The sequence below is a fragment of the Mycobacterium numidiamassiliense genome (genome assembly GCF_900157365.1).
In the GTDB taxonomy this organism is placed as follows: domain Bacteria; phylum Actinomycetota; class Actinomycetes; order Mycobacteriales; family Mycobacteriaceae; genus Mycobacterium; species Mycobacterium numidiamassiliense.
In genome coordinates this window covers 50,712-72,560 of sequence record NZ_FUEZ01000004.1, presented here as the reverse complement: position 1 = coordinate 72,560, position 21,849 = coordinate 50,712, and the positions used below count along the sequence as shown (strand labels likewise).

General features: G+C 65.6%; 19 protein-coding genes and 2 tRNA genes. 10 read left to right on the top strand and 11 right to left on the bottom strand.

Annotation, left to right across the window (positions count from 1 at the left end; translation table 11 throughout):
* Nucleotides 1–13: 13 nt before the first annotated feature.
* The 6 genes from MNAB215_RS08710 to pknB are packed head-to-tail and all read left to right on the top strand — an operon-like array spanning nt 14 to nt 8,081.
* Nucleotides 14–481 carry an FHA domain-containing protein FhaB/FipA gene (locus MNAB215_RS08710; RefSeq protein ID WP_077078581.1) on the top strand — a complete coding sequence of 156 codons (468 nt, stop codon included), beginning with the start codon at nt 14–16 and terminating at the stop codon, nt 479–481.
* The gene (locus tag MNAB215_RS08705) at nt 478–1,998 is read left to right on the top strand and encodes a PP2C family protein-serine/threonine phosphatase (protein WP_077078580.1); all 1,521 of its coding nucleotides are present in this window, start codon (nt 478–480) and stop codon (nt 1,996–1,998) included. Before MNAB215_RS08710 ends, MNAB215_RS08705 begins: the two co-directional genes overlap by 4 nt.
* Complete coding sequence (locus MNAB215_RS08700) at nt 1,995–3,404, top strand: FtsW/RodA/SpoVE family cell cycle protein (RefSeq protein ID WP_077078579.1); 1,410 nt, start codon at nt 1,995–1,997, stop codon at nt 3,402–3,404. Before MNAB215_RS08705 ends, MNAB215_RS08700 begins: the two co-directional genes overlap by 4 nt.
* Nucleotides 3,401–4,879: a D,D-transpeptidase PbpA gene (gene pbpA / locus MNAB215_RS08695; RefSeq protein WP_077078578.1), complete on the top strand. Its 1,479-nt coding sequence runs from the start codon at nt 3,401–3,403 to the stop codon at nt 4,877–4,879. The genes MNAB215_RS08700 and pbpA overlap by 4 nt, the downstream gene beginning before the upstream one ends.
* Entirely contained in the window at nt 4,876–6,207 is a 1,332-nt protein-coding gene (locus MNAB215_RS08690) for a serine/threonine-protein kinase (protein WP_077078577.1), read from the top strand. Before pbpA ends, MNAB215_RS08690 begins: the two co-directional genes overlap by 4 nt.
* Nucleotides 6,204–8,081, top strand: a complete 1,878-nt coding sequence (gene pknB / locus MNAB215_RS08685; protein WP_077078576.1) for a Stk1 family PASTA domain-containing Ser/Thr kinase — start codon at nt 6,204–6,206, stop codon at nt 8,079–8,081. Before MNAB215_RS08690 ends, pknB begins: the two co-directional genes overlap by 4 nt.
* On the opposite strand, the gene MNAB215_RS08680 is transcribed toward pknB, so the two are convergent.
* Together MNAB215_RS08680 and MNAB215_RS08675 are read right to left on the bottom strand one after the other, a co-directional pair.
* Complete coding sequence (locus tag MNAB215_RS08680; protein ID WP_077078575.1) at nt 8,059–8,757, bottom strand: aminodeoxychorismate/anthranilate synthase component II; 699 nt, start codon at nt 8,755–8,757, stop codon at nt 8,059–8,061. The genes pknB and MNAB215_RS08680 overlap by 23 nt on opposite strands.
* 38 nt (nt 8,758–8,795) lie before the next feature.
* On the bottom strand, nt 8,796–9,539 hold the full coding sequence (locus MNAB215_RS08675) for a DUF881 domain-containing protein (RefSeq protein WP_077078574.1): 744 nt from the start codon (nt 9,537–9,539) through the stop codon (nt 8,796–8,798).
* A 122-nt stretch (nt 9,540–9,661) separates the two neighbouring features.
* On the opposite strand from MNAB215_RS08675, the gene crgA reads away from it, so the two are divergent.
* Both crgA and MNAB215_RS08665 read left to right on the top strand, forming a co-directional pair.
* A complete protein-coding gene (crgA, locus tag MNAB215_RS08670) occupies nt 9,662–9,943 on the top strand; it encodes a cell division protein CrgA (RefSeq protein ID WP_077078573.1) in 282 nt (93 codons plus the stop codon).
* Between the two features lie 131 nt (nt 9,944–10,074).
* Nucleotides 10,075–10,524, top strand: coding sequence for a PH domain-containing protein (locus MNAB215_RS08665; RefSeq protein ID WP_077078572.1), 450 nt, complete (start codon nt 10,075–10,077; stop codon nt 10,522–10,524).
* 25 nt (nt 10,525–10,549) lie between these two features.
* Here MNAB215_RS08665 and MNAB215_RS08660 read toward each other — a convergent pair whose 3' ends face one another.
* Entirely contained in the window at nt 10,550–11,098 is a 549-nt protein-coding gene (locus MNAB215_RS08660) for a peptidylprolyl isomerase (protein ID WP_077078571.1), read from the bottom strand.
* Between the two features lie 130 nt (nt 11,099–11,228).
* Between MNAB215_RS08660 and cwsA the strand changes: the two genes are divergently transcribed.
* A complete protein-coding gene (cwsA, locus tag MNAB215_RS08655) occupies nt 11,229–11,654 on the top strand; it encodes a cell wall synthesis protein CwsA (RefSeq protein ID WP_077078570.1) in 426 nt (141 codons plus the stop codon).
* Nucleotides 11,655–11,855: 201 nt separating this feature from the next.
* On the top strand, nt 11,856–12,608 hold the full coding sequence (locus MNAB215_RS08650; protein ID WP_077078569.1) for a C39 family peptidase: 753 nt from the start codon (nt 11,856–11,858) through the stop codon (nt 12,606–12,608).
* 37 nt (nt 12,609–12,645) lie between these two features.
* Here the strand turns inward: MNAB215_RS08650 and MNAB215_RS08645 are convergent.
* The 8 genes from MNAB215_RS08645 to dnaN all read right to left on the bottom strand — a co-directional run bounded on the left by MNAB215_RS08645 (nt 12,646) and on the right by dnaN (nt 21,755).
* Nucleotides 12,646–12,718: transfer RNA gene (locus MNAB215_RS08645), tRNA-Ala, on the bottom strand.
* Nucleotides 12,719–12,863: 145 nt separating this feature from the next.
* Nucleotides 12,864–12,937, bottom strand: a tRNA-Ile gene (locus MNAB215_RS08640).
* A gap of 62 nt (nt 12,938–12,999) precedes the next feature.
* Nucleotides 13,000–13,851, bottom strand: coding sequence for a DUF3566 domain-containing protein (locus MNAB215_RS08635; RefSeq protein ID WP_077078568.1), 852 nt, complete (start codon nt 13,849–13,851; stop codon nt 13,000–13,002).
* A 115-nt stretch (nt 13,852–13,966) separates the two neighbouring features.
* Nucleotides 13,967–16,483, bottom strand: a complete 2,517-nt coding sequence (gene gyrA / locus MNAB215_RS08630) for a DNA gyrase subunit A (protein WP_077078567.1) — start codon at nt 16,481–16,483, stop codon at nt 13,967–13,969.
* Nucleotides 16,484–16,535: 52 nt separating this feature from the next.
* Nucleotides 16,536–18,569 (bottom strand): DNA topoisomerase (ATP-hydrolyzing) subunit B, encoded by a 2,034-nt coding sequence (gyrB, locus tag MNAB215_RS08625; RefSeq protein ID WP_077078566.1) that lies wholly within the window; start codon nt 18,567–18,569, stop codon nt 16,536–16,538.
* 265 nt (nt 18,570–18,834) lie between these two features.
* Nucleotides 18,835–19,392, bottom strand: a complete 558-nt coding sequence (locus MNAB215_RS08620; RefSeq protein ID WP_077078565.1) for a DUF721 family protein — start codon at nt 19,390–19,392, stop codon at nt 18,835–18,837.
* Nucleotides 19,389–20,555, bottom strand: coding sequence for a DNA replication/repair protein RecF (gene recF, locus MNAB215_RS08615; RefSeq protein WP_077078564.1), 1,167 nt, complete (start codon nt 20,553–20,555; stop codon nt 19,389–19,391). The genes MNAB215_RS08620 and recF overlap by 4 nt, the downstream gene beginning before the upstream one ends.
* Nucleotides 20,556–21,755 (bottom strand): DNA polymerase III subunit beta, encoded by a 1,200-nt coding sequence (dnaN, locus tag MNAB215_RS08610; RefSeq protein ID WP_077078563.1) that lies wholly within the window; start codon nt 21,753–21,755, stop codon nt 20,556–20,558.
* Nucleotides 21,756–21,849: the final 94 nt, after the last annotated feature.

Below are 21,849 nucleotides of genomic sequence, written 5' to 3'. Positions count from 1 at the left end.
GAAAGGACGCCAGATGCAGGGACTAGTACTGCAACTGACGCGCGCCGGATTTTTAATGCTGTTGTGGGTATTCATCTGGTCTGTCCTGCGGATCTTGAAAACTGACATCTACGCACCTACCGGTGCTGTCATGGTGCGCCGCGGTTTGGCGTTGCGCGGGACGCTGCTGCCGTCGCGTCAGCGCGGCCAAGCCGCGCGCTACCTGGTAGTCACCGAGGGGGCGCTTGCAGGGGCGCGCATCACCATGAGCGGACAGCCGGTGTTGATCGGTCGCGCCGACGACTCAACCCTGGTGTTGACAGACGACTACGCCTCGACGCGGCACGCCCGGCTATCTCAGCGCGGCTCGGAATGGTACGTCGAGGATCTAGGATCGACCAACGGCACTTACCTTGACAGGGCGAAGGTGACGACTGCGGTACGAGTTCCAATCGGAACGCCGGTTCGGATCGGCAAGACGGCAATCGAGTTGCGCCCGTGAGCCTGGTCCTGCGATACGCCGCCCGTAGCGATCGCGGCCTGGTACGCGCTAACAACGAAGACTCGGTGTACGCCGGTGCACGGTTGCTCGCGCTCGCCGACGGCATGGGCGGCCACGCCGCCGGTGAGGTCGCCTCTCAGCTGGTGATCGCCGCGCTGGCTCATCTCGACGACGACGAGCCCGGTGGCGATCTGCTCGCCAAGCTCGATACCGCCGTCCGCTCCGGCAACGCCGCCATCGCCGCCCAGGTCGAGATGGAACCCGACCTCGAAGGTATGGGCACCACTCTGACCGCGATTCTGTTCGCGGGCAACCGACTTGGGCTCGTCCACATCGGTGACTCACGCGGATACATGCTGCGCGACGGCGAACTCACCCAGATCACCAAGGACGACACCTTCGTCCAAACCCTGGTCGACGAAGGGCGGATCACGCGGGAAGAGGCCCATAGCCACCCTCAGCGATCGTTGATCATGCGGGCGCTGACCGGCCACGAGGTCGAGCCCACGTTGACGATGCGTGAAGCGCGCGCCGGCGACCGGTACCTCCTGTGCTCGGACGGACTGTCCGACCCGGTCAGCGACGAAACCATCCACGAGGCGCTGCAAATCCCGGATGTCGCCGAAAGTGCTTACCGCCTTATCGAATTGGCGCTGCGCGGCGGTGGGCCGGATAACGTGACGGTGGTGGTGGCCGACGTGGTCGACTACGACTACGGCCAGACTCAGCCGATTCTCGCCGGCGCGGTATCCGGTGACGACGATCAGCTCACCACTCTGCCCAACACCTCCGCCGGCCGGGCCTCTGCGATCGGCCCCCGCAAGGGCGAAACCGCCAAACCTGTTGCGCTACAAGAGGAAGCGGCTCAACGGCCGCGGTGGCCGCGCCGGCGGATGATTATCGTCAGCACGCTGGCCATCCTGCTGGTGCTCACGGGCCTGGCCATCGGGCGAGCCATCATCCGCAGCAACTACTACGTCGCCGATTACAACGGCATGGTGTCGATCGTCCGCGGAATTCAGGGATCGCTGCTGGGCATGTCCCTGCACGAGCCGTATCTGGTGGGCTGCCTCAACGCCCGCAACGAGTTATCCCTGATCAGCTACAGCCAATACGGCAGTCACCTCGATTGCCGAGTGATGCAACTGCAGGATCTGCGCCCTGCCGAGCGCGCGCAGGTTCAGGCCGGCCTTCCGGCCGGAACCCTGGATGACGCGGAAGCGCAGTTGCGGGAATTGTCCGCCAACTCCCTACTGCCGCCGTGTCCGCCGCCGCGCGCCACTTCGCCGCCGGGATCGCCCGCCCCGATGACCAGCGCAACAGCACCGCCAAGCGTCCCGGGACCCCCGCCCTCATCCAGCGGCCAACCCAGCAGCTCGATTCCCGCTAGCCCTCCCGTCAGCACCACCCCAGCAGCGCCCGCGACCACGCCGCCCACCGCTACTACCTCTCAGACGGTGACTGCGCTCCCTCCACCGCCACCTCAGCCGGGCATCGACTGCCGGGCGGTGGCATGACCACACAAATCCAGCCACCGGTCGCGGTCACGCCTCCGCTGCCCACCCGTCGCAATGCCGAGCTGGCGCTGTTGGGCTTTGCCGCGCTGATCACCGTCGCCGCGTTGCTCATCGTCGAGGCCAACCAGGAGCGCGGCCTGCGCTGGGACCTGACCGCCTACGGGCTGATCTTCCTGCTTGTGTTCGGTAGCGCGCATCTGGCGATTAGGCGCTTCGCGCCCTACACCGACCCACTCCTGTTGCCAATTGTGGCCCTGCTCAACGGACTTGGCTTGGTGATGATCCACCGCCTCGACCTGGTGAACAACGAACTGAGCGGACGCCATCACCCCAGCGCATCCCAGCAGATGCTGTGGACCGTGGTCGGCGTCGCCGCGTTCGCGCTCGTGGTCACCTTTCTCAAGGACCACCGACAACTCGGCCGATACAGCTACATCTACGGAATTGCGGGGCTGATTTTCCTGGCGATCCCCGCGTTGCTGCCAGCGTCGCTGTCCGAGCAAAACGGCGCCAAGATCTGGATTCGGTTCCCGGCCTTCTCGATTCAGCCCGCAGAGTTCTCCAAGATTCTGTTGCTGATCTTCTTCTCGGCGGTGCTGGTCGCCAAGCGCGGCCTGTTCACCAGCGCCGGTCAGCATCTGATGGGCATGACGCTGCCCCGCCCGCGCGACCTCGCGCCGCTGCTGGCGGCGTGGGTGATCTCGGTGGGCGTGATGGTCTTCGAGAAAGACCTCGGCACCTCGCTGCTGCTCTACGCATCGTTCCTGGTTGTGGTTTACCTTGCCACACAACGCTTTAGCTGGGTTGTCATGGGATTGGTGTTGTTCGCCGCGGGAAGCGTTGTCGCGTATTTCATTTTCGAGCATGTCCGCGTTCGCGTAGCGATGTGGTGGGACCCATTCTCCGACCCCGACGGCCACGGCTATCAAATCATCCAGTCGCTGTTCAGTTTCGCCACAGGCGGGATCTTCGGCACCGGGCTGGGCAACGGTCAGCCCGACACGGTGCCGGCCGCGTCGACCGACTTCATCATCGCCGCGTTCGGTGAAGAGCTCGGATTGGTCGGGCTGGCAAGCATTTTGATGCTCTACACGATTGTCATCGTGCGCGGGTTGCGCACGGCGATCGCCACGCGCGACAGCTTCGGCAAGCTGCTGGCGGCGGGTCTGGCATCGACGCTGGCCATCCAGCTGTTCATCGTCGTCGGCGGGGTAACCCAGCTTATTCCGCTGACCGGGCTGACCACACCGTGGATGTCCTACGGCGGCTCCTCGCTGCTGGCCAACTATGTGCTACTGGCGATCCTGGTCCGCATCTCGCACAGCGCCCGGCGCCCCCTGCGAACCCGCGCCAAGAATGCGGCGCCGATCGCGGCGTCGAACACCGAGGTGATTGAGCGGGTATGAACACCTCTCTGCGCCGGATCTCCGTGACCGTGATGGCGTTGATCGTGCTGTTGTTGCTCAACGCCACTATGACTCAGGTCTTCGCGGCCGACAGCCTGCGTTCCGACCCGCGCAATCAGCGGGTCCTACTCGACGAGTACTCGCGGCAACGCGGACAGATCATCGCTGGCGGGCAACTGCTGGCCTATTCCGTCGCCACCGACAGCCGCTTTCGGTTCCTGCGCGTCTACCCCAATCCCGCCGTGTACGCGCCGATCACCGGCTTCTACTCGCTGAGCTATTCCAGTTCGGGTCTCGAGCGGGCCGAGGATCCGCTGCTGAACGGCTCCGATGAGCGGCTGTTCGGGCGCAGATTGGCCGACTTCTTCACCGGTCGCGATCCGCGCGGCGGCAATGTCGACACCACGATCAACCCGCGCGTTCAGCAGGCCGGCTGGGACGCGATGCAGCAGGGCTGTGGCGGGCCGCCCTGCAAGGGCGCCGTCGTCGCCCTCGAGCCGTCCACCGGCAAGATTCTGGCCATGGTGTCCTCGCCGTCGTATGACCCCAACTTGCTGGCCTCACACGATCCTGAGGTGCGGGCGCAGGCATGGCAGCGGCTTCGCGACGACCCCAACAACCCCCTTGTCAATCGCGCGATTTCGGAGACCTACCCGCCCGGGTCGACGTTCAAGGTGATCACGACGGCGGCGGCGCTGCAGGCCGGCGCCACCGACAGCGAGCAGTTGACCGCGGCGGCGACGATTCCGCTGCCCGGCAGCACGGCCACGCTGGAAAACTACGGTGGCACTCCGTGCGGCAGCGAACCGACGGTGGCCCTGAGCAAGGCGTTCGCCCTGTCGTGTAACACCGCGTTCGTCCAGTTGGGCCTGCTCACCGGCGCCGAAGCGCTGCGCAGCATGGCCCATTCGTTCGGCCTGGACAGCAATCCGAGTGTCATTCCGCTGCAGGTCGCAGAGTCGACGGTCGGGATCATCCCGGACGCCGCCGCACTGGGTATGTCGAGCATCGGCCAGAAGGACGTCGCCCTGACGCCGCTGGAGAACGCGGAGATCGCAGCTACCATCGCGAACGGCGGCGTGACGATGCAGCCCTACCTGATCGACAGCCTCAAGGGACCAGACCTCGCCGTCATCAGTACGACCGCGCCCTACCAGCAGCGCCGCGCGGTCCAGCCGCAGGTCGCCGCTAAGCTGACAGAGCTGATGATCGGCGCCGAGAAGGACGCACAGCAGAAAGGGGCCATTCCCGGCGTGCAGATCGCATCCAAGACCGGTACTGCAGAGCATGGCACCGACCCGCGCAACACACCGCCGCACGCGTGGTACATCGCGTTCGCGCCGGCCCAAGCGCCGAAGGTTGCCGTGGCGGTGTTAGTGGAGAACGGCGCCGACCGGCTGTCGGCGACGGGTGGTGCGCTCGCCGCGCCCATCGGACGGGCCGTCATCGAGGCCGCGCTACAGGGGGGCCCATGAGCCCGCGCGTTGGGGTGACACTGTCTGGCCGGTACCGGTTGCAGCGCCTGATCGCCACCGGTGGCATGGGTCAGGTGTGGGAGGCCGTGGACAGCCGGCTGGGCCGCCGGGTCGCGGTCAAAGTCCTCAAAGCGGAGTTCTCCCAGGACCCGGAGTTCATTGAGCGGTTCCGCGCCGAGGCGCGCACCACCGCGATGCTCAACCATCCCGGGATCGCCGCCGTGCACGACTACGGCGAAAGTCAGATGGACGGCGAAGGCCGCACCGCCTACCTGGTGATGGAGCTGGTCAACGGGGAGCCGCTGAATTCGGTGCTCAAACGCACCGGCCGGCTGTCGCTGCGGCATGCGCTGGACATGCTCGAGCAGACGGGTCGTGCCCTGCAGATCGCCCACGCCGCCGGGCTGGTGCACCGCGACGTCAAACCGGGCAACATCCTGATCACCCCCACCGGGCAGGTGAAGATCACCGACTTCGGTATCGCCAAGGCCGTCGACGCCGCGCCGGTGACCCAGACCGGCATGGTGATGGGCACCGCCCAATACATCGCGCCAGAGCAGGCCCTTGGCCACGACGCAACCCCGGCCAGCGATGTCTACTCGCTGGGTGTTGTTGGCTACGAAGTGGTTTCGGGCAAGCGGCCGTTCACCGGGGACGGCGCGCTGACGGTCGCGATGAAGCACATCAAGGAACCCCCACCGCCGCTGCCGCCCGAGCTGCCGCCCAACGTGCGAGAACTCATCGAGATCACCCTGGTGAAGAACCCCGGCATGCGCTATCGCAGCGGGGGTCCGTTCGCCGACGCCGTTGCCGCGGTGCGGGCCGGCCGTCGGCCCCCGCGGCCCAGCACGACGCCGCCCCCCGGACGGGCCTCGCCGGCGGCTATCCCGTCGAGCCCACAGGCCAGGCCCGTCGCCACCAGCGGCGGCCGCACACCACCGCCCCGCCGGTCCCAGCCGTCGACGGGTAGTCGTCGCCAACAGCCGGCCCGTCGCACATTCTCGTCGGGCCAGCGCGCGTTGCTGTGGGCCGCGGGGGTCCTTGGCGCGCTCGCGATCATCATCGCGGTGCTCATCGTCATCAACTCCCGCGGGGACAATCAGCAACAGAGCCCGCCCCCGACGGTCACCGACACCGGGACCCCGCCGGCGAGCGCACCGCCGCCGGCCTCCAAGACGCCCAACGGATCGGCTCCGGGCCTGCGGCTTGATTGGACGGATGGCCCGGCGATAGGTAATTCTGGTGTCAAGAGCAGGCCGCCCGGAATGAGCTGGGTTCACCCCTTGATGCCCACCTTCTCAGCGGCCGGACCTGAGATAGCGCAATGACCACCCCTCAGCATCTGTCCGACCGATATGAACTGGGTGACATCCTCGGGTTCGGGGGCATGTCCGAGGTTCATTTGGCCCGTGACGTCCGCTTACACCGCGACGTGGCGGTTAAGGTGCTGCGCGCCGATCTCGCCCGCGATCCCAGCTTCTACCTGCGCTTCCGCCGCGAAGCGCAGAACGCCGCCGCGTTGAACCACCCGTCGATCGTGGCGGTATACGACACCGGGGAAGCCGAGACGCCCAGCGGCCCGCTGCCCTACATCGTCATGGAATACGTCGACGGCGTCACCCTGCGCGACATCGTGCACAACGACGGCCCGCTGCCGCCCCGCCGGGCCATCGAGATCATCGCCGACGCCTGCCAGGCGCTGAACTTCAGCCATCGCAACGGCATCATCCACCGCGACGTTAAGCCGGCGAACATCATGATCAGCACGACCAACGCCGTCAAGGTGATGGACTTCGGCATCGCGCGTGCGATTGCCGACAGCGGCAACAGCGTGACCCAGACCGCGGCCGTGATCGGCACCGCGCAATATCTATCGCCCGAGCAGGCCCGCGGCGAAACCGTCGACGCCCGCTCCGACGTCTACTCGCTAGGCTGTGTCCTCTACGAAATCCTCACTGGAGAGCCACCTTTCACCGGAGACTCACCCGTCGCGGTCGCCTACCAGCATGTGCGCGAGGATCCGGTTCCGCCGTCGAAACGGCACGAGGGCATATCCCCCGACCTGGACGCCGTCGTCCTCAAGGCGTTGGCCAAGAATCCGGACAACCGGTACCAGACCGCGGGGGAGATGCGGGCCGATCTGGTTCGGGTGCACAACGGGGAGACGCCCGAGGCGCCCAAGGTATTCACCGACGCCGAACGGACCTCGCTGATGACCGCGACCGGTCCCGGCATCGGTCCGCGCACCGACCCGTTACCTCGGCAGAGTCTCGAGGATTCCGCGACTGATAACACGGGTGGTTCGGTCGGTCGCTGGGTTGTCGCGGTCGCGGTGCTGGCGGTCCTGACGATCGTCGTCGTCATCGCGTTTAACACCTTCGGCGGCAGCACCCGCGACGTCCAGGTGCCCGACATGCGGGGGCAGGTGTCGGCGGACGCCATCGCGGCGCTGCAGAACCGCGGCTTCAAGACGCGCACCCTGCAAAAGCCCGACTCGAGCATCGCGCCCGACCATGTGATCAGCACCGATCCCGGTGCTAACGCGTCGGTGGGCGCCGGCGACGAGATCACCATCAATGTGTCCACCGGTCCGGAACAGCGCGAGGTGCCCGACGTGTCGTCGCTGACCTACGCCGACGCCGTCAGCAAGCTCAAGGCCGCCGGATTCACCAAGTTCAAGCAGGCCAACTCGCCGTCGACCCCCGAGCTGCTGGGCAAGGTGATCCAGACCAATCCGCCGGCCAACCAGACGTCCGCAATCACCAACATGATCACCGTGATCGTCGGTTCCGGGCCGGAGACCAAGCAGGTCCCGGATGTCGCGGGGCAGACCGTCGACATCGCGCAGAAGAACCTGACCGTCTACGGCTTCACCAAGCTGACCCAGGCGGCGGTGGACAGCCCGCGGCCCGCGGGTGAGGTGATCGCGACGAATCCCCCTAAGGGACAAACCGTGCCGGTCGATTCGATTATCGAGCTGCAGGTGTCCAAGGGCAATCAATTCCTGATGCCGGACTTGAGCGGCATGTTCTGGACCGACGCCGAGCCGCGGCTACGCGCGCTGGGCTGGACCGGGGTGCTGGACAAGGGTCAAGACGTGGACGCGGGTGGCTCCCAGCGCAACAAAGTCGTCTATCAGAACCCGCCGGCCGGCGCCGGGGTAAACCGCGACGGCGTCATCACGCTGAAGTTCGGTCAGTAGCAGCGGGATCCGGCGGAAAATACGGCCGCACCGCGGCGCGGACCTCGTTTTCCAGTCGGCGCACCAGGGTGTCGTCGCGCGACCATCCGCAGTACTCCAGCCAGTTGGCCAGCATTCGGTGGCCGCCCTCGGTCAGAATCGACTCCGGGTGGAATTGGACACCGTGGATCGGCAACTCGGTGTGCCGCACGGCCATGATCACCCCGCTGCGGGTATGGGCCGTCACCTCTAAGGTTGCGGGCAAGGATTCCGGCAGGATGGTCAGCGAGTGATACCGCGTCGCCGTGAACGGATCCGGAAGTCCTTGCAGCACACCCACATTCGTGTGAAACACACTGCTGGTCTTGCCGTGCAGCAACTCGGGCGCGCGATCGACCGTCGCCCCGAACGCGACTCCAATCGCCTGATGCCCCAAGCACACCCCCAGCAGCGGGGTGCGCGCAGCGGCGCATGCGTGCACCAGGCTGATCGACGCACCGGCGCGTTCCGGGGTGCCCGGGCCCGGGCTGAGCAGAACACCGTCGAACTGCGCCGCGATGGCGGCGTGGTCATCGGCCGCGCCGGACAGCCGGTCGTCGTCGTTGCGCCACACCTGCGCCTCGACGCCAAGCTGGCCCAGGTACTGCACCAGGTTGAACACGAAGCTGTCGTAGTTGTCGACAACCAGGATCCGCATCGTGCCAGGCTACCGTTCACCCGAGCACCTAGTAGGCCCTAGTAGTTCACGGGCCCGATCGGCTGGGCGAAATGCATCCGGACCGGTTCGCTGTGGCCGACTATCCGCACATCGGACTTGACGTCTTCGCTGTAGCCGAGTCCGAAGCGAACGACATACTGCTTGTACAGGATCACCAGCGGAGCGGCGGCCAGGGCCGCCTGCATCGCCGCCGCATTGCCGATGGCGATGATCACGTACGGCGGGCTGTAGGTGCGGCCGTTGAGCAAGAGCGTGTTGCCAACGCAGCGGGGCACCGAGGTCGCGATGATCCGCTGGTCCTGCATCTGAACGGCCTCGGCACCCGCACTCCACAGCGCGTTGAGAACCGCCTGGATGTCTTGCTGGTGTACCACCAGGTCGTCGGGGGAGGCGTCGCGCGGGAAGCGCCCGTTGGCGTCCCGTTTGGCGTCCTCGAGGGTGACCACCAGCCCAGGTCCGTGGACCGCATCCATATCCGCCTCACCGGCCAGCTCCGCGGAGCGCCGCAGCATCGCCGCCAGCGCGGCATCGGAGGACCGCAGGTGCGTCGAATCGAGCTTGGCGGCCAGCTCGTCGCGCTGCGCCTTGAGGCCGTCCACCGTCCACTGCGCCTCGCGAACCAAATCGACCAGGCGAGGCGCATCACTGCGGCGGATCTCGGCGCCGCCGGACACACCGTGAGTGGCAGCCAACAGCAGTCCCGCCATCAGGCAGACCAGCGGCACCCCGAACCGCCATGGCGAGCGGCGCGTGTCACTCATCGACTCTCCGTTTCCTGGTGACGCTGCCAGGTGAGTTAGGCTCGTAGCCAAGCTCTGCCTGCAGCAATAATCGTTGCACCCCGTCCTGCTCATCGCGTCGTTGAGGTAAGCCCGAGGTAATCATGCCCAAGTCGAAGGTCCGTAAGAAGAACGACTTCACCGTGAGCGCTGTCAGCCGCACACCCGTGAAGGTGAAGGTTGGACCGTCGAGCGTGTGGTTCGTCGCGCTGTTCGTCAGTCTCATGCTGATCGGGCTCGTCTGGCTGATGGTCTTCCAATTAGCCGCCGTCGGCAGCCAGGCCCCGGCAGCGCTGAACTGGATGGCGCAACTCGGCCCCTGGAACTATGCGATCGCGTTCGCCTTCATGATCACCGGTTTGTTGCTCACCATGCGCTGGCACTGACCAGTAGTCACAACATAATGAATTCATCTTCCCGTTGATTTGTCGCTACGCCAGCAACCTTGTGTGCACCCAATCACACGCGTGTTATTTATCCCCACTGTTGATAGCTGCTGTGGATAACTGCATCGCCCATGGTGGGAGGGCATAGGTTGCCCGCTCAGCAAACACAGTGGGAACCGCGCTTGGCGGGAATCGCTGGTTGCGGGGTTGCCGGCGTTTTAATGGCTATCGCAAGTGTGACTGTCGTCACAGACCCGCCGGGGCGTGCTCTGACCGGGATTGCCGCGGTGGGTCTGATCTTGTTTGCGGGCGCGTCGTGGCGCGCACGCCCAAAGCTGGCAATTACACCCGCCGGCCTGGCGATCCGGGGCTGGTTCCGAACGCAGGTATTGCAGCATTCCGATATCAAGATCATTCGGATCACCGAATTCCGCCGCTACGGGCGGACCGTGCGGTTGCTCGAGGTCGAAACGGCCGACGAAAGGCTGGTGCTGTTCAGTCGCTGGGACCTCGGCACCAGCCCATTAGAGGTTCTCGACGCGCTCACTGCCGCCGGTTACGCCGGCCGGCAACAACCGTGAGCGCAGACTCGGCCAAACAGCCGTCTTACGAGATGGTGATCGACTCGATGACAACCGCGTCGGTCGGACGGTCGTTGCCGTCGGTGGAGGTGGTCGCGATCGCGTCGACGACCTTCTGCGAATCGGGGTCGGTCACCTCACCGAAGATCGTGTGGCGCCGATTCAGGTGCGGCGTCTGGCCGACGGTGATGAAGAACTGGGAGCCGTTGGTGCCCGGGCCCGCGTTGGCCATCGCCAACAGGTAGGGCTTGTCGAATTGCAGCTCGGGGTGGAATTCGTCGGCGAACTTGTAGCCGGGGCCGCCGCGACCGGTACCGGTCGGGTCGCCGCCCTGGATCATGAAGCCCTGGATCACCCGGTGAAAGACCGCGCCATCGTAGAACGGGCCCGACGGGCCGCCGGAGGCATTCTGGGTCGAGTAATCCTTGGTGCCCTGCGCCAGGCCGACGAAGTTGGCGACCGTCTTGGGGGCGTGATTTCCGAAGAGAGCGACCTTGATGTCGCCGCGGTTGGTGTGCAGCGTGGCGGTGGCAGTCTGAAAGGGGCTGTTAGTCACGGCAACACAGTCTGCCACTCGCCGTGGGCGTGCCCGCACCGGGTGTCACTCGGCCACGTCCGGCCCCGGACGCTCTCCGGGCAATTGACCCACGGCGTCCTGATGGTGGCAGTCTGTAGGTTCCACGATCCGTTGAGGAAGGCGGCAGATGAGAGCAAAGGCGGAGTCCCGGCTGACGCCCCGGGAGCGATTGGCCCGGGGGCTGACGTACTCAACGGTGGGACCGGTGGATGTCACCCGTGGGGTTGTCGGGCTCGGTGTCGACTCCGCGCGGTCGACCGCCGCACAGCTCCGTCGCGCGTATGAGCGGGGCCAGTTGGCCCGCGAAATCGCCGCGGCACAAGAAACGATCGGCCTGGAGTTGGCGGCCGCGCAGGAAGTGGTCGCCAACCTTCCGCAGGCGCTGCAGGACGCCCGGCGGTCGCGCCGCCGCGGGCCTCGCCCATGGGTGCTCGCGGTTGCCGCGGTGGCGGTCCTGGCCGCCGGCGCCGTCGCGTTCAGCATCATCCGGCGTTCGTCGCGCCCAGAACCGTCGCCGCGGCCGCCCAGCGTCGACGTGCAGCCGCGCCCCTAGCGCCTCGGGAATCGCGGCCCGCTGGCCCGCCTTGTCGAGGCGAAATTCCCTGCTGTTCAACGGATCCCAGCCCGCCTCGGGTGGCAAAGGGCGTCGCGACAATTCGCACCTTTGGCATGGTCCCTGATTCCGCCCCGAACGTTTACTACGGGGTGTTACCGTGCGGCCTACCGACTGTCCGACCGGCTTTTGCGAGGCAACGTGTTCGACTCCCGGGTCGCAACCGCGGTGCGCACCGCCCTCGTGGCCGCTTGCATCGGTACCACCGGCATGTCGGTGGTATCGGCGTGTAGCTCGTCGCCATCCCCGATACGAGCGGCGACCACGTCGCCTGCGGCCACCTCTGGTAGCACACCCACCACGGCAAGCGCGCTTGACAGCGGCATTTACGGCGACCCGGCGGCCGCCGCCAAATATTGGGTGCAGCAGTCGCTCGAGGACACCTGCGGCCTGGCTTCGGTCGCCGACGTGGTCGGTGAAGTCACCGGCCACACTCCGACCGAGGGACAAATCATCAAGGTGGCACAGAACACTCCCTCGTCGATCCGCAACGGTCCGATTTACCTCCCCACCGGCGACCCGGGCCACGAAACCGAGAAGGGCGGCATCGACATGGCAGACACTGTCGTGCTGCTCGACCACTACGGGATCAAATCGCACATGACCTACGACAAACACCCCGAGGAGGTCGGCCTGTCCAAGTTAGAGGAGTACCTCGGCGCCGACCGCAAGGTCATCGCGTGGGTCAACTCGGGAACAATCTTGGGCTCCAACGACCAGCGCACCTCGGCCGATCATCTCCTTGTTGTGACCGGAATCGACACCAACAAAGAGATCGTTCACCTCAACGACCCCTACGCCGATTACGCCGACACGAAGGTCAGCATCGGCACATTCATGACCGCCTGGAAAATTGGGCAGGAATCCATCACCGTTACCGCGGCGCCAGGTTGACGTCGCCGGCGCCTTGTCGCGGCGCGCCTGTGAGTTGTGGAGCCTAGGGGAATCGAACCCCTGACACCTGCCTTGCAAAGGCAGTGCTCTACCAACTGAGCTAAGGCCCCTCTTCAAAACTAGGCGCGGATGGATCAACATCCGCCACATGCCAGACTTCGACCCCACGCCGCGACCAAAACACCGCTGCCACCAAGGCAATCAGCGCCAACGGCAATGCAAGTCTCACACAACGTCTTGAAGGGCACATGGTTGTGGGCCTAGGAGGACTCGAACCTCCGACCTCTTCGTTATCAGCGAAGCGCTCTAACCGCCTGAGCTATAGGCCCGTACTCGCGTACGGCCGAGCGACGAGATTACCGCAATCGCCGCCCCACCCCAAAACCTCGCACTAATCCCGGTCGGCCAGGGTCACTTCGATGCCGCCGATCAGATCGGTGGCCAGGTTGTAGATGAACGCCCCGATGGTCGCCATGGCGGTCAGCAAGACGATATTGACCAAGCCGATCAGCACTGCGCCGCCGAAGATGGTGCCGCTCGAAACAAGTTCTCCGCTGCTGCCGCTGGTGTTGTTCAGCAGGTCACCGACGTTGCTGTTGAGCTTGGCCCACACGCCCATGCCACCGAGCACCAGGTACAGGAAGGCGACCGCGATCATCCAGATGAAGAACAGTGCCACCGAGAGCATCAGCGACACCTTCAACGTGCTCCACGGATCGATGCGGCGGATCTGCATGCTGGCCCGCACGGGGCCGCGGTGTCGCCGCGCCACCTGCGGGCGGTTGTCCGACGTCTCCCGGGTTTCGGTGGCCGCCGACCGGCCCGAGCTCGACGAGTTCGACGTCTCCGCGGCACGCTCCGGCGTGTTCTTGCGCTGCGCTCCCCGCGGAATCGGGCCCGACAGATCAGGCAGCTCACTGGCATAGGCCTCGACCGGCTGGCTGTCGCTGCGGGGTGCCGCGGCGCCCGCCCCGGGCGTCGCCGTACCGGAGATGAAGCGATTCAGCCGGGCATCAAGGCCTGCGGGTGGGCCCGACGTCCGGTCACCCTGAGCTTCGGCCGGGCGGCTTGCCGGCTGGGCGGGGCGACCGCCCCCGCGCTGCCAGGGGGGCGAGTCCGCCGCGTCCTGGCCCCGGCCGGCCTGTGCGGGCGTCCCTTGGTGCGCTCCCGTGCGCTCGACCGGTCCATCCCCGTTGGGGCCGTCGCCCTTCTTGGGGGCGCCCGGCTCGTTAGGTGAAGTCACCCCGACTCCTTACCTGTCCTACCTCGGCCGCCCGGGCGGTGGCACGTCTGATCGGGCTGAGTCTAATGCCCGGGGATTTGTCGCGAGCCGCTGCTTGACCCACGCCCATCGCGAGCTAGCCGTCCGACTCCCCGTCGCCGGTGTCATCGATGCCCTCGTCGTCGCTTTCCTCGGCGTTGCGCGCGATGGCCAGCAGTGTGTTGTCGTCACCCAGGTTCATCAACCGAACGCCCTTGGTCTGCCGTCCGGCCTTGCGGACCTGGCGCGCCGCGGTGCGGATGACACCGCCACCCGAGGTGATCGCGTACAGCTCGCTGTCGTCGTCGACGATCAACGCGCCGACCAGCTTGCCGCGCCGAATGTCGTATTGAACCGTCAGCACGCCCTTGCCGCCGCGGCCCTGGACCGGGTACTCCTCGATCGCGGTGCGCTTGGCGTAGCCCCCGGCCGTGGCGACCAGCAGATAGGTGCCTTCGCGAATGACGTTGAGCGACAACAGGTAATCATCGGCGTTGAACCGCATGCCCTGCACACCCGAAGTGGCGCGGCCCATCGGCCGCAGCGCCTCGTCGGTCGCCGAGAACCGGATGGACTGACCGTTGGCCGAGACCAGCAGCAGATCCTCTTCCGACGAGCACAGCACCGCGCCGACCAACTCGTCGCCGTCACGCAGGTTGACGGCGACGATGCCGCCTGACCGGTTGGAGTCGAAGTCGGTCAGCTTCGTCTTTTTGACCAGACCATTACGGGTGGCCAGCACCAGATACGGCGCATCCTCGTAGCCCTTGATCTGAATCACCTGGGCGATGCGTTCCTCGGGCTGGAATGCCAGCAGGTTGGCGACGTGCTGGCCGCGCGCGGTCCGCGACGCCTCCGGCAGTTCGTAGGCCTTGGCCCGATACACCCGCCCCTGGGTGGTGAAGAACAGGATCCAGTCGTGCGTCGAGGACACAAAGAAGTGCGCGACGATGTCGTCCTGCTTGAGCCCGGCGCCCTGCACACCCTTGCCGCCGCGCTTTTGGCTGCGGTAGAGATCGGTCTTGGTGCGCTTGGCGTATCCGGTCTCGGTGATGGTGACGACGACGTCTTCGCGGGCGATCAGATCCTCGTCGTTGACGTCGCCGTCGGCCGCGATGATCCGGGTGCGACGGTCGTCGCCGTGCTTCTCGACGATCTCGGCGAGCTCGTCGTGCACGATCGTGCGCTGCCGCTCCGGCTTGGCCAGGATGTCTTCCAAGTCGGCGATCTCGGCTTCGATCTTGGCCAGATCGTCGACGATGCGCTGGCGTTCCAGGGCGGCCAGCCGGCGCAGCTGCATGTCGAGGATGGCCTGGGCCTGGATTTCGTCGATGTCCAGCAGCTCGATCAACCCGCTCCGGGCGATGTCGACGGTCTCCGATGCGCGGATCAGGGCGATGACCTCGTCCAGCGCGTCAAGGGCTTTGACCAGACCGCGCAAGATGTGTGCGCGTTCGTTGGCCTTGCGCAACCGGTAGGTGGTGCGCCGGATGATGACATCGAGCTGGTGCTCGACGTAGTAGCGGATCATCTGGTCGAGGCGCAGCGTGCGGGGCACCCCGTCGACGATCGACAACATGTTGGCGCCGAAGCTGGTCTGCAGTTGGGTGTGCTTGTAGAGGTTGTTCAGCACTACCTTGGCCACCGCGTCGCGCTTGATCTCGACGACGATGCGCAGCCCGACCCGGTCGCTGGACTGGTCCTCGATGTTGGCGATGCCGGTGAGCCGGCCGTCGCGCACCTGCTCCGCAATCGAGGTGATGAAATTGTCGTGGTTGACCTGATAGGGCAACTCGGTGATGACGATCGAGGTGCGCCCGCGCGAATCTTCCTCTACCTCAACAACTCCGCGCATCCGGATCGAACCACGGCCCGTGGTATAGGCGTCGTGGATCCCCTGTGATCCAACGATCAGACCATGGGTGGGGAAGTCCGGGCCCTTCACCCGCTCGCAGACCGCGGCGAGGGTGGCTTCTTCGTCGGCCTCGTGGTTGTCCAGGCACCAGTAAACGGCTTCGGCGAGTTCGCGCAGGTTGTGCGGCGGGATGTTGGTCGCCATGCCGACCGCGATGCCACCCGAACCATTGGCCAGCAGGTTGGGGAAACGGCTGGGCAGAACCGTCGGTTCCTGCACCCGGCCGTCGTAGTTCGGAATGAAATCGACTGTCTCCTCGTCGATTTCGCGCAACATCTCCATCGCGAGCGGAGTCAGCCGAGCCTCGGTGTACCGCATGGCCGCTGGCGGGTCGTTGCCCGGCGAACCGAAGTTGCCCTGGCCGTCGACCAACGGATAGCGCAGCGACCACGGCTGGGCCATCCGCACCAGGGTGTCGTAGATCGACGAGTCGCCGTGCGGATGGTAGTTACCCATCGTCTCGGCAACGGAGCGTGCGGATTTCGCGTGTCCGCGGTCCGGCCGGAAGCCGGAGTCGAACATCGCGTAAAGCACCCGGCGGTGCACCGGCTTGAGGCCGTCGCGTACCTCCGGAAGCGCGCGGCCCACGATCACGCTCATGGCGTAGTCGATGTAGCTGCGCTGCATCTCGTGCTGGATGTCCACCGGTTCGATGCGGTCGCCGGCTGCGTCGCTCGGCGGCAAAGTGGTGTCAGTCATGTGTTCCTCGTCGGTCGGTCAGCGGTGGCTGGTCTGAGGCGGGTCTGATCACTCAGACATCCAGGAAGCGAACGTCCTTGGCATTACGGGTGATAAAGCTTCGCCGAGCCTCGACATCTTCGCCCATCAAGATGGAGAACAGCTCGTCGGCCGCGGCCGCATCGTCGAGCGTGATCTGTCGCAACACCCGGACCGAGGGGTCCATCGTGGTTTCCCACAGCTCCTTGGCATCCATTTCGCCGAGACCTTTGTATCGCTGAATACCGTCTTCGGCGTTGATCTTTCGGCCCGCCGCCCGGCCCGCCTCCAGTAGGCCGTCGCGCTCGCGGTCCGAGTAGGCAAACTCCGGTTCGGAGCGCTGCCACTTCAACTTGTACAGCGGCGGCTGCGCCAAAAACACGTGCCCGTGTTCGATCAGCGGGCGCATGAACCGGAACAACAACGTCAACAGGAGCGTCGAGATGTGCTGGCCGTCGACGTCCGCGTCGGCCATCAGCACGATCTTGTGGTAGCGCAGCTTGGTGATATCGAATTCGTCGTGGATCCCGGTGCCCAGCGCGGTGATGATCGCCTGGACTTCCGTGTTCTTCAGGACCCGGTCGATGCGGGCCTTTTCGACGTTGATGATCTTGCCGCGCAGCGGAAGGATGGCCTGGAACATCGAGTCGCGCCCGCTCTTCGCCGAGCCGCCCGCTGAATCGCCCTCCACCACATAGAGTTCGGACTTTCGCGGGTCGGTGGAGCGGCAATCGGCCAGCTTGCCGGGCAGTCCTCCGATGTCGGTGGCACTCTTGCGGCGCACCAACTCACGGGCCTTCCGTGCGGCGATGCGGGCCTGTGCGGACGACACCGCCTTGTTGACGACGGTTTTCGCCTCGGAGGGGTTTGCTTCGAACCAGTGCGTGAGCTGTTCGTTGCAGACCTTCTGCACGAACGACTTGACCTCGGTGTTGCCCAGCTTGGTCTTGGTCTGACCCTCGAACTGCGGTTCGGCGACCTTCACCGAGATCACCGCGGCCAGGCCTTCGCGGATGTCGTCGCCGGTGAGGTTGGCGTCCTTCTCTTTCAGCAGCTTCTTGTCTTTGGCGTACTTGTTCACCACCGACGTCAGCGCGCTGCGGAAGCCTTCTTCGTGCGTACCACCCTCGTGGGTGTTGATGGTGTTGGCGAAGGTGTGCACCGACTCCGAATAGCCACCGTTCCACTGCATGGCGATTTCGACTTCGTGGCCGGTGCCCTTGCCGTCGAAGTCGATGACGCTCTGTTGGATCGGGCTCTTGGTGCGGTTGATGTGCTTGACGAAATCCACCAACCCACCGGGGTAGTGAAAGGTGCGGCGCTTGACCTTGTGCGGAGCCTTGGACTCGGCCGCCTTTTCTTCGGCGGACTTGGGCGCCTCGGCGGTGTCGCTGACGACGTCGTCGACGACCTCTTCCTTAGTCACTCGCTCGTCGGTGAGGTTGATGGTCAATCCCTTGTTCAGGAACGCCATCTCCTGCAGCCGGCGCGCGACCGTCTCGAAGTCGTAATCGGTGGTTTCGAAGATCTCGGGATCTGCCCAGAACCTGATGGTGGTTCCGGTCTTCTTGGTGGCCTCACCCTGCTTGAGCGTCCCCGGTACCGCGCGCTCGTAGTACTGCGACCACTCATGGCCGTCGCGGGAGATGTCGACTTCGAGCCGCCGGGACAGGGCGTTGACCACCGAGACCCCCACACCGTGCAATCCGCCGCTGACCGTGTAGCCGCTGTTCTCACCGCCGAACTTGCCGCCCGCGTGGAGCTGCGTCATCACCACGTCGACAGTGGGGGCACCGGTGGAGTGCATGGCTACCGGGATGCCGCGGCCGTCATCGACCACCTCGACACCGCCGTCTTCGAGGATCCGCACATCGACCTGGGTCGCATAGCCCGCCATCGCTTCGTCTACCGAGTTGTCGACCACCTCCCAAATGAGGTGGTGCAGGCCCCGCTCACCGGTCGACCCGATGTACATGCCTGGGCGTTTGCGGACGGCCTCCAGCCCCTCGAGCACGGTGATCGCTGAAGCGCCGTATTCGTCTTGCGCCTTCTTCTTCTGGGCAGCCACGGTCGGAATGTTCTCCTTGGGGTTTCATGCGGGCGGTCTGGTCACCGCAGCAGTCGCATGTCTCCACTCTACCGTGAGTGGGGGTCTGGACCGATTCTCTGGGCGCGTTTCTACCCAGCTGGACGCGCCGTGTGCTCAATTTCTTTATTGACGGCGCGTCCGGACGTGCGTCATGGGGGTCCGTTTCGTTCTCGCCGATCTGAGGGGTTCAATTTTTACGGCGTGTTGGTGGCGTGTTGGCCAGACCCATGACCTGCCGGAAGGCTCACCCGTAGGTGTCGCGCGGCCCCCGACCGGAGATGTGCCGCGGCCCTTTCCGCCAGGACGGCGCGGCCGGGCCGGTAATTTTCAGCGACGTCACCACACCGTTGCCAACCGCGGCGGCAATCTTCGCCAACAGCTGAGCCTGGATCATCCTCAGCTGGGTCGCCCAGGCGGTCGATTCCGCGGTCACGCTGAGCACCCCTTCGCTCAGCCCGACCGGGATCGCATGATCGGCGATTTGATGACCCACCACCGACGGCCATTGACCCAACACCGTGCCTTCGGCCACCTGGGTCGACCAGCCGCGCTTTTTCGCCAGGTCGCGCGTCAGCCTGCCCAGCGGTTGCGGGTCGCGGACATCCGGGCCCGGTCCCGACCAGCTGCGCCGTTGCCCGCCGGCGCGCCGCGATACGGGAGCGCCCGCCCGCCCGCGACCCGCATCCTTGCCCTGTGCCCGGGCCGCGGCGCGGGCTTCTTCGAGGGTGCGCCGCACCAGGTCGATGCCGGTAGGCTCGCCGAATGCCGCGGGTTGTTCGCGATCCCGCTCTTCGTCGGTCATCTCTGCACCACCGATACTCGTCCAGCGTCTTCGTCGCGCAAGTCGATGTGCACCCGCCTAGCATCCCAGCCAGCCGGGATGTCTTCCAGTACCGCCGCGGTTATCAGCACCTGTTCGGCGGATTCGGCCACCCCGGCCAGTGCCTGGCGCCGTGCGGTGTCGAGTTCGGCGAACACGTCGTCGAGCAATAACACCGGCTCGCCGCCGTCGGCGCGCAACAACTCATACGACGCCAACCGCAGCGCGACCGCGAATGACCACGATTCCCCATGGCTTGCAAAGCCTTTCGCGGGTTGATCGCCGAGCCGTAGCTCCAGATCGTCGCGGTGCGGGCCTACCAGACACATGCCGCGTTCCAATTCGGCGTTGCGGCGCGCAGCGAGCGCGGCCAACAACGCCGCTTCCAGAAATTCGCGATCGGTGCCCGCGTTATCGGGCGCGTCGGCGACCGCCAGGCCGTCGATGCTCGCCCGGTAGGCGATCGACGCCGGCCGCGAGGCCGGCGCCAGCAACTGGTACGACTTCTCCACCTCGGGCGCCAGCTGGTTCACCAAATCGATTCGCGCGGCCATCAATTGGGCACCATGTTCGGCCAGCCGGCTATCCCAAACATCGAGGGTATCCAGTGCGCTCGCATCACCCCGATGCCGTGAACCGCCCAACGATTTCAGCAACGCCGTGCGCTGCCGCAGCACCCGGTCGTAATCGGCACGTACCCCGGCAACGGTCGGGCGGCGCATCGTTGCCAAATCGTCGAGGTAGCGCCGGCGTTCGGACGGATCGCCGCGAACCAGTGCGAGGTCTTCCGGAGCAAACAGCACCGACCTCAGCACACCGACCACCTCGCGGGTGCTGCGCACCGGAGACCGGTTGAGTCGAGCCTTGTTGGCCCGGCCCGCTGCGATCTCCAGGTCGATCGCGCATTCGCGGCCTTCGTTCACCACAATCGTCGAAACCACCGCACGTGAGCTACCCGCCCGGATCAACGGTTGGTCGGTGCTCACCCGGTGTGAACCCAGAGTGGTCGAATACCAAAGTGCCTCAACAAGATTCGTTTTACCGAAACCGTTAGGACCGACGAACACCATCCGTCCCGGCTCTAGTTCAAGGTCGGCGACCGCCCAGGACCGGAAATCGTGCAGCCCCAAATGCCGGACGTACACCTAGCCCGGCAACCGAACTGGCATCAGCAGGTACACGTAATCCGTCGGCAAAGCGGAGAACGGACCATTGCCGCTCGGATGACTGTCATCGTCAAGGGCTGGGCGCAGCAATGCAGGCTTGCCGGGCGTGGTGAACCCGAACGACACCCGATCCGAATGCACCGACGCGAGCCCGTCAGTCAAATACGTCGGATTGAACGCGATGGTCAGCGGCTCGCCGGCGAAGTCGACGGCCAGGTCTTCTTCGGCCCGCCCCACGTCGTCGGCGCCCGCCGAAAGCCGCAACATGCCGTCGCCGAATTCCATGCGAACCTGCGCGCCGCGGTCGGCCACCAGCGCGACCAGCTTGATGGCCTCGGTCAACTCGGCGACATTGATGGTGGCCACCGAGGTGTGTTCCGCAGGCAGCAGCTGACGGAACTTCGGAAATTCGGCATCCAACAGTCGCGTGGTGCTGCGTTTTCCGTTGCCGCTGATACCAAGCAGCCCCTCTTTCCCGACACCAGTACCGGCACCCAACGCCAGCCGGACCTCCGACCCATCGATCCCTGCCTTGGCGGCCTCCGCCAACGTCTTGGCCGGCACCAGCACCGAGGCCTCGACATCGGGTGACAATGCCGACCACGTCAGCTCGCGCACCGCGAGGCGGAAGCGGTCGGTTGCCGCCAACACCACCGACTGGCCCGAAATCTCCACCCGGATCCCGGTCAACATGGGCAACGTGTCGTCCCGGCCCGCGGCAATGGCAACCTGACCGATCGCCTCCGCGAACACATCCGCCGGCAACACCCCGGTCTCGTCGGGCAACGTGGGCAGCGTGGGGTAATCCTCGACGGCCATCGTCGGCAACGAGAACCTCGCGCTCCCACAGGTCAGCGTGACCCGGCTGCCGTCGACATAAAAGTCGATCGGCTTGTTCGGCAACGCCCTGGTGATGTCGGACAACAACCGTCCGGAGACCAAAACGCTTCCCGGAGAGGCTATTTCGGCCGCCACCTGTGCCTCGGCGGAAACCTCGTAATCGAATCCGGAGATCGTCAGACCCTCATCCGAGCCGGTCAGCAGAACACCGGAAAGCACCGGGACCGCCGGCCTGGTCGGCAGATTCTTCGCCACCCAGGACACCGCGTCGGCGAAAGACTCTCGCACCAGGCGGAACTTCAAGTCGGTGAGGCCAGCTTTTGTCGTCGCCGCGTCCATAGCGTCCCTTCACCTACAAAAGATTCACGTCCAGTGGCTAGCCGCGTCCCCCGCTAGCGTGGGGCCCCCGCAACGGGAGTCGAAGAACAACCGT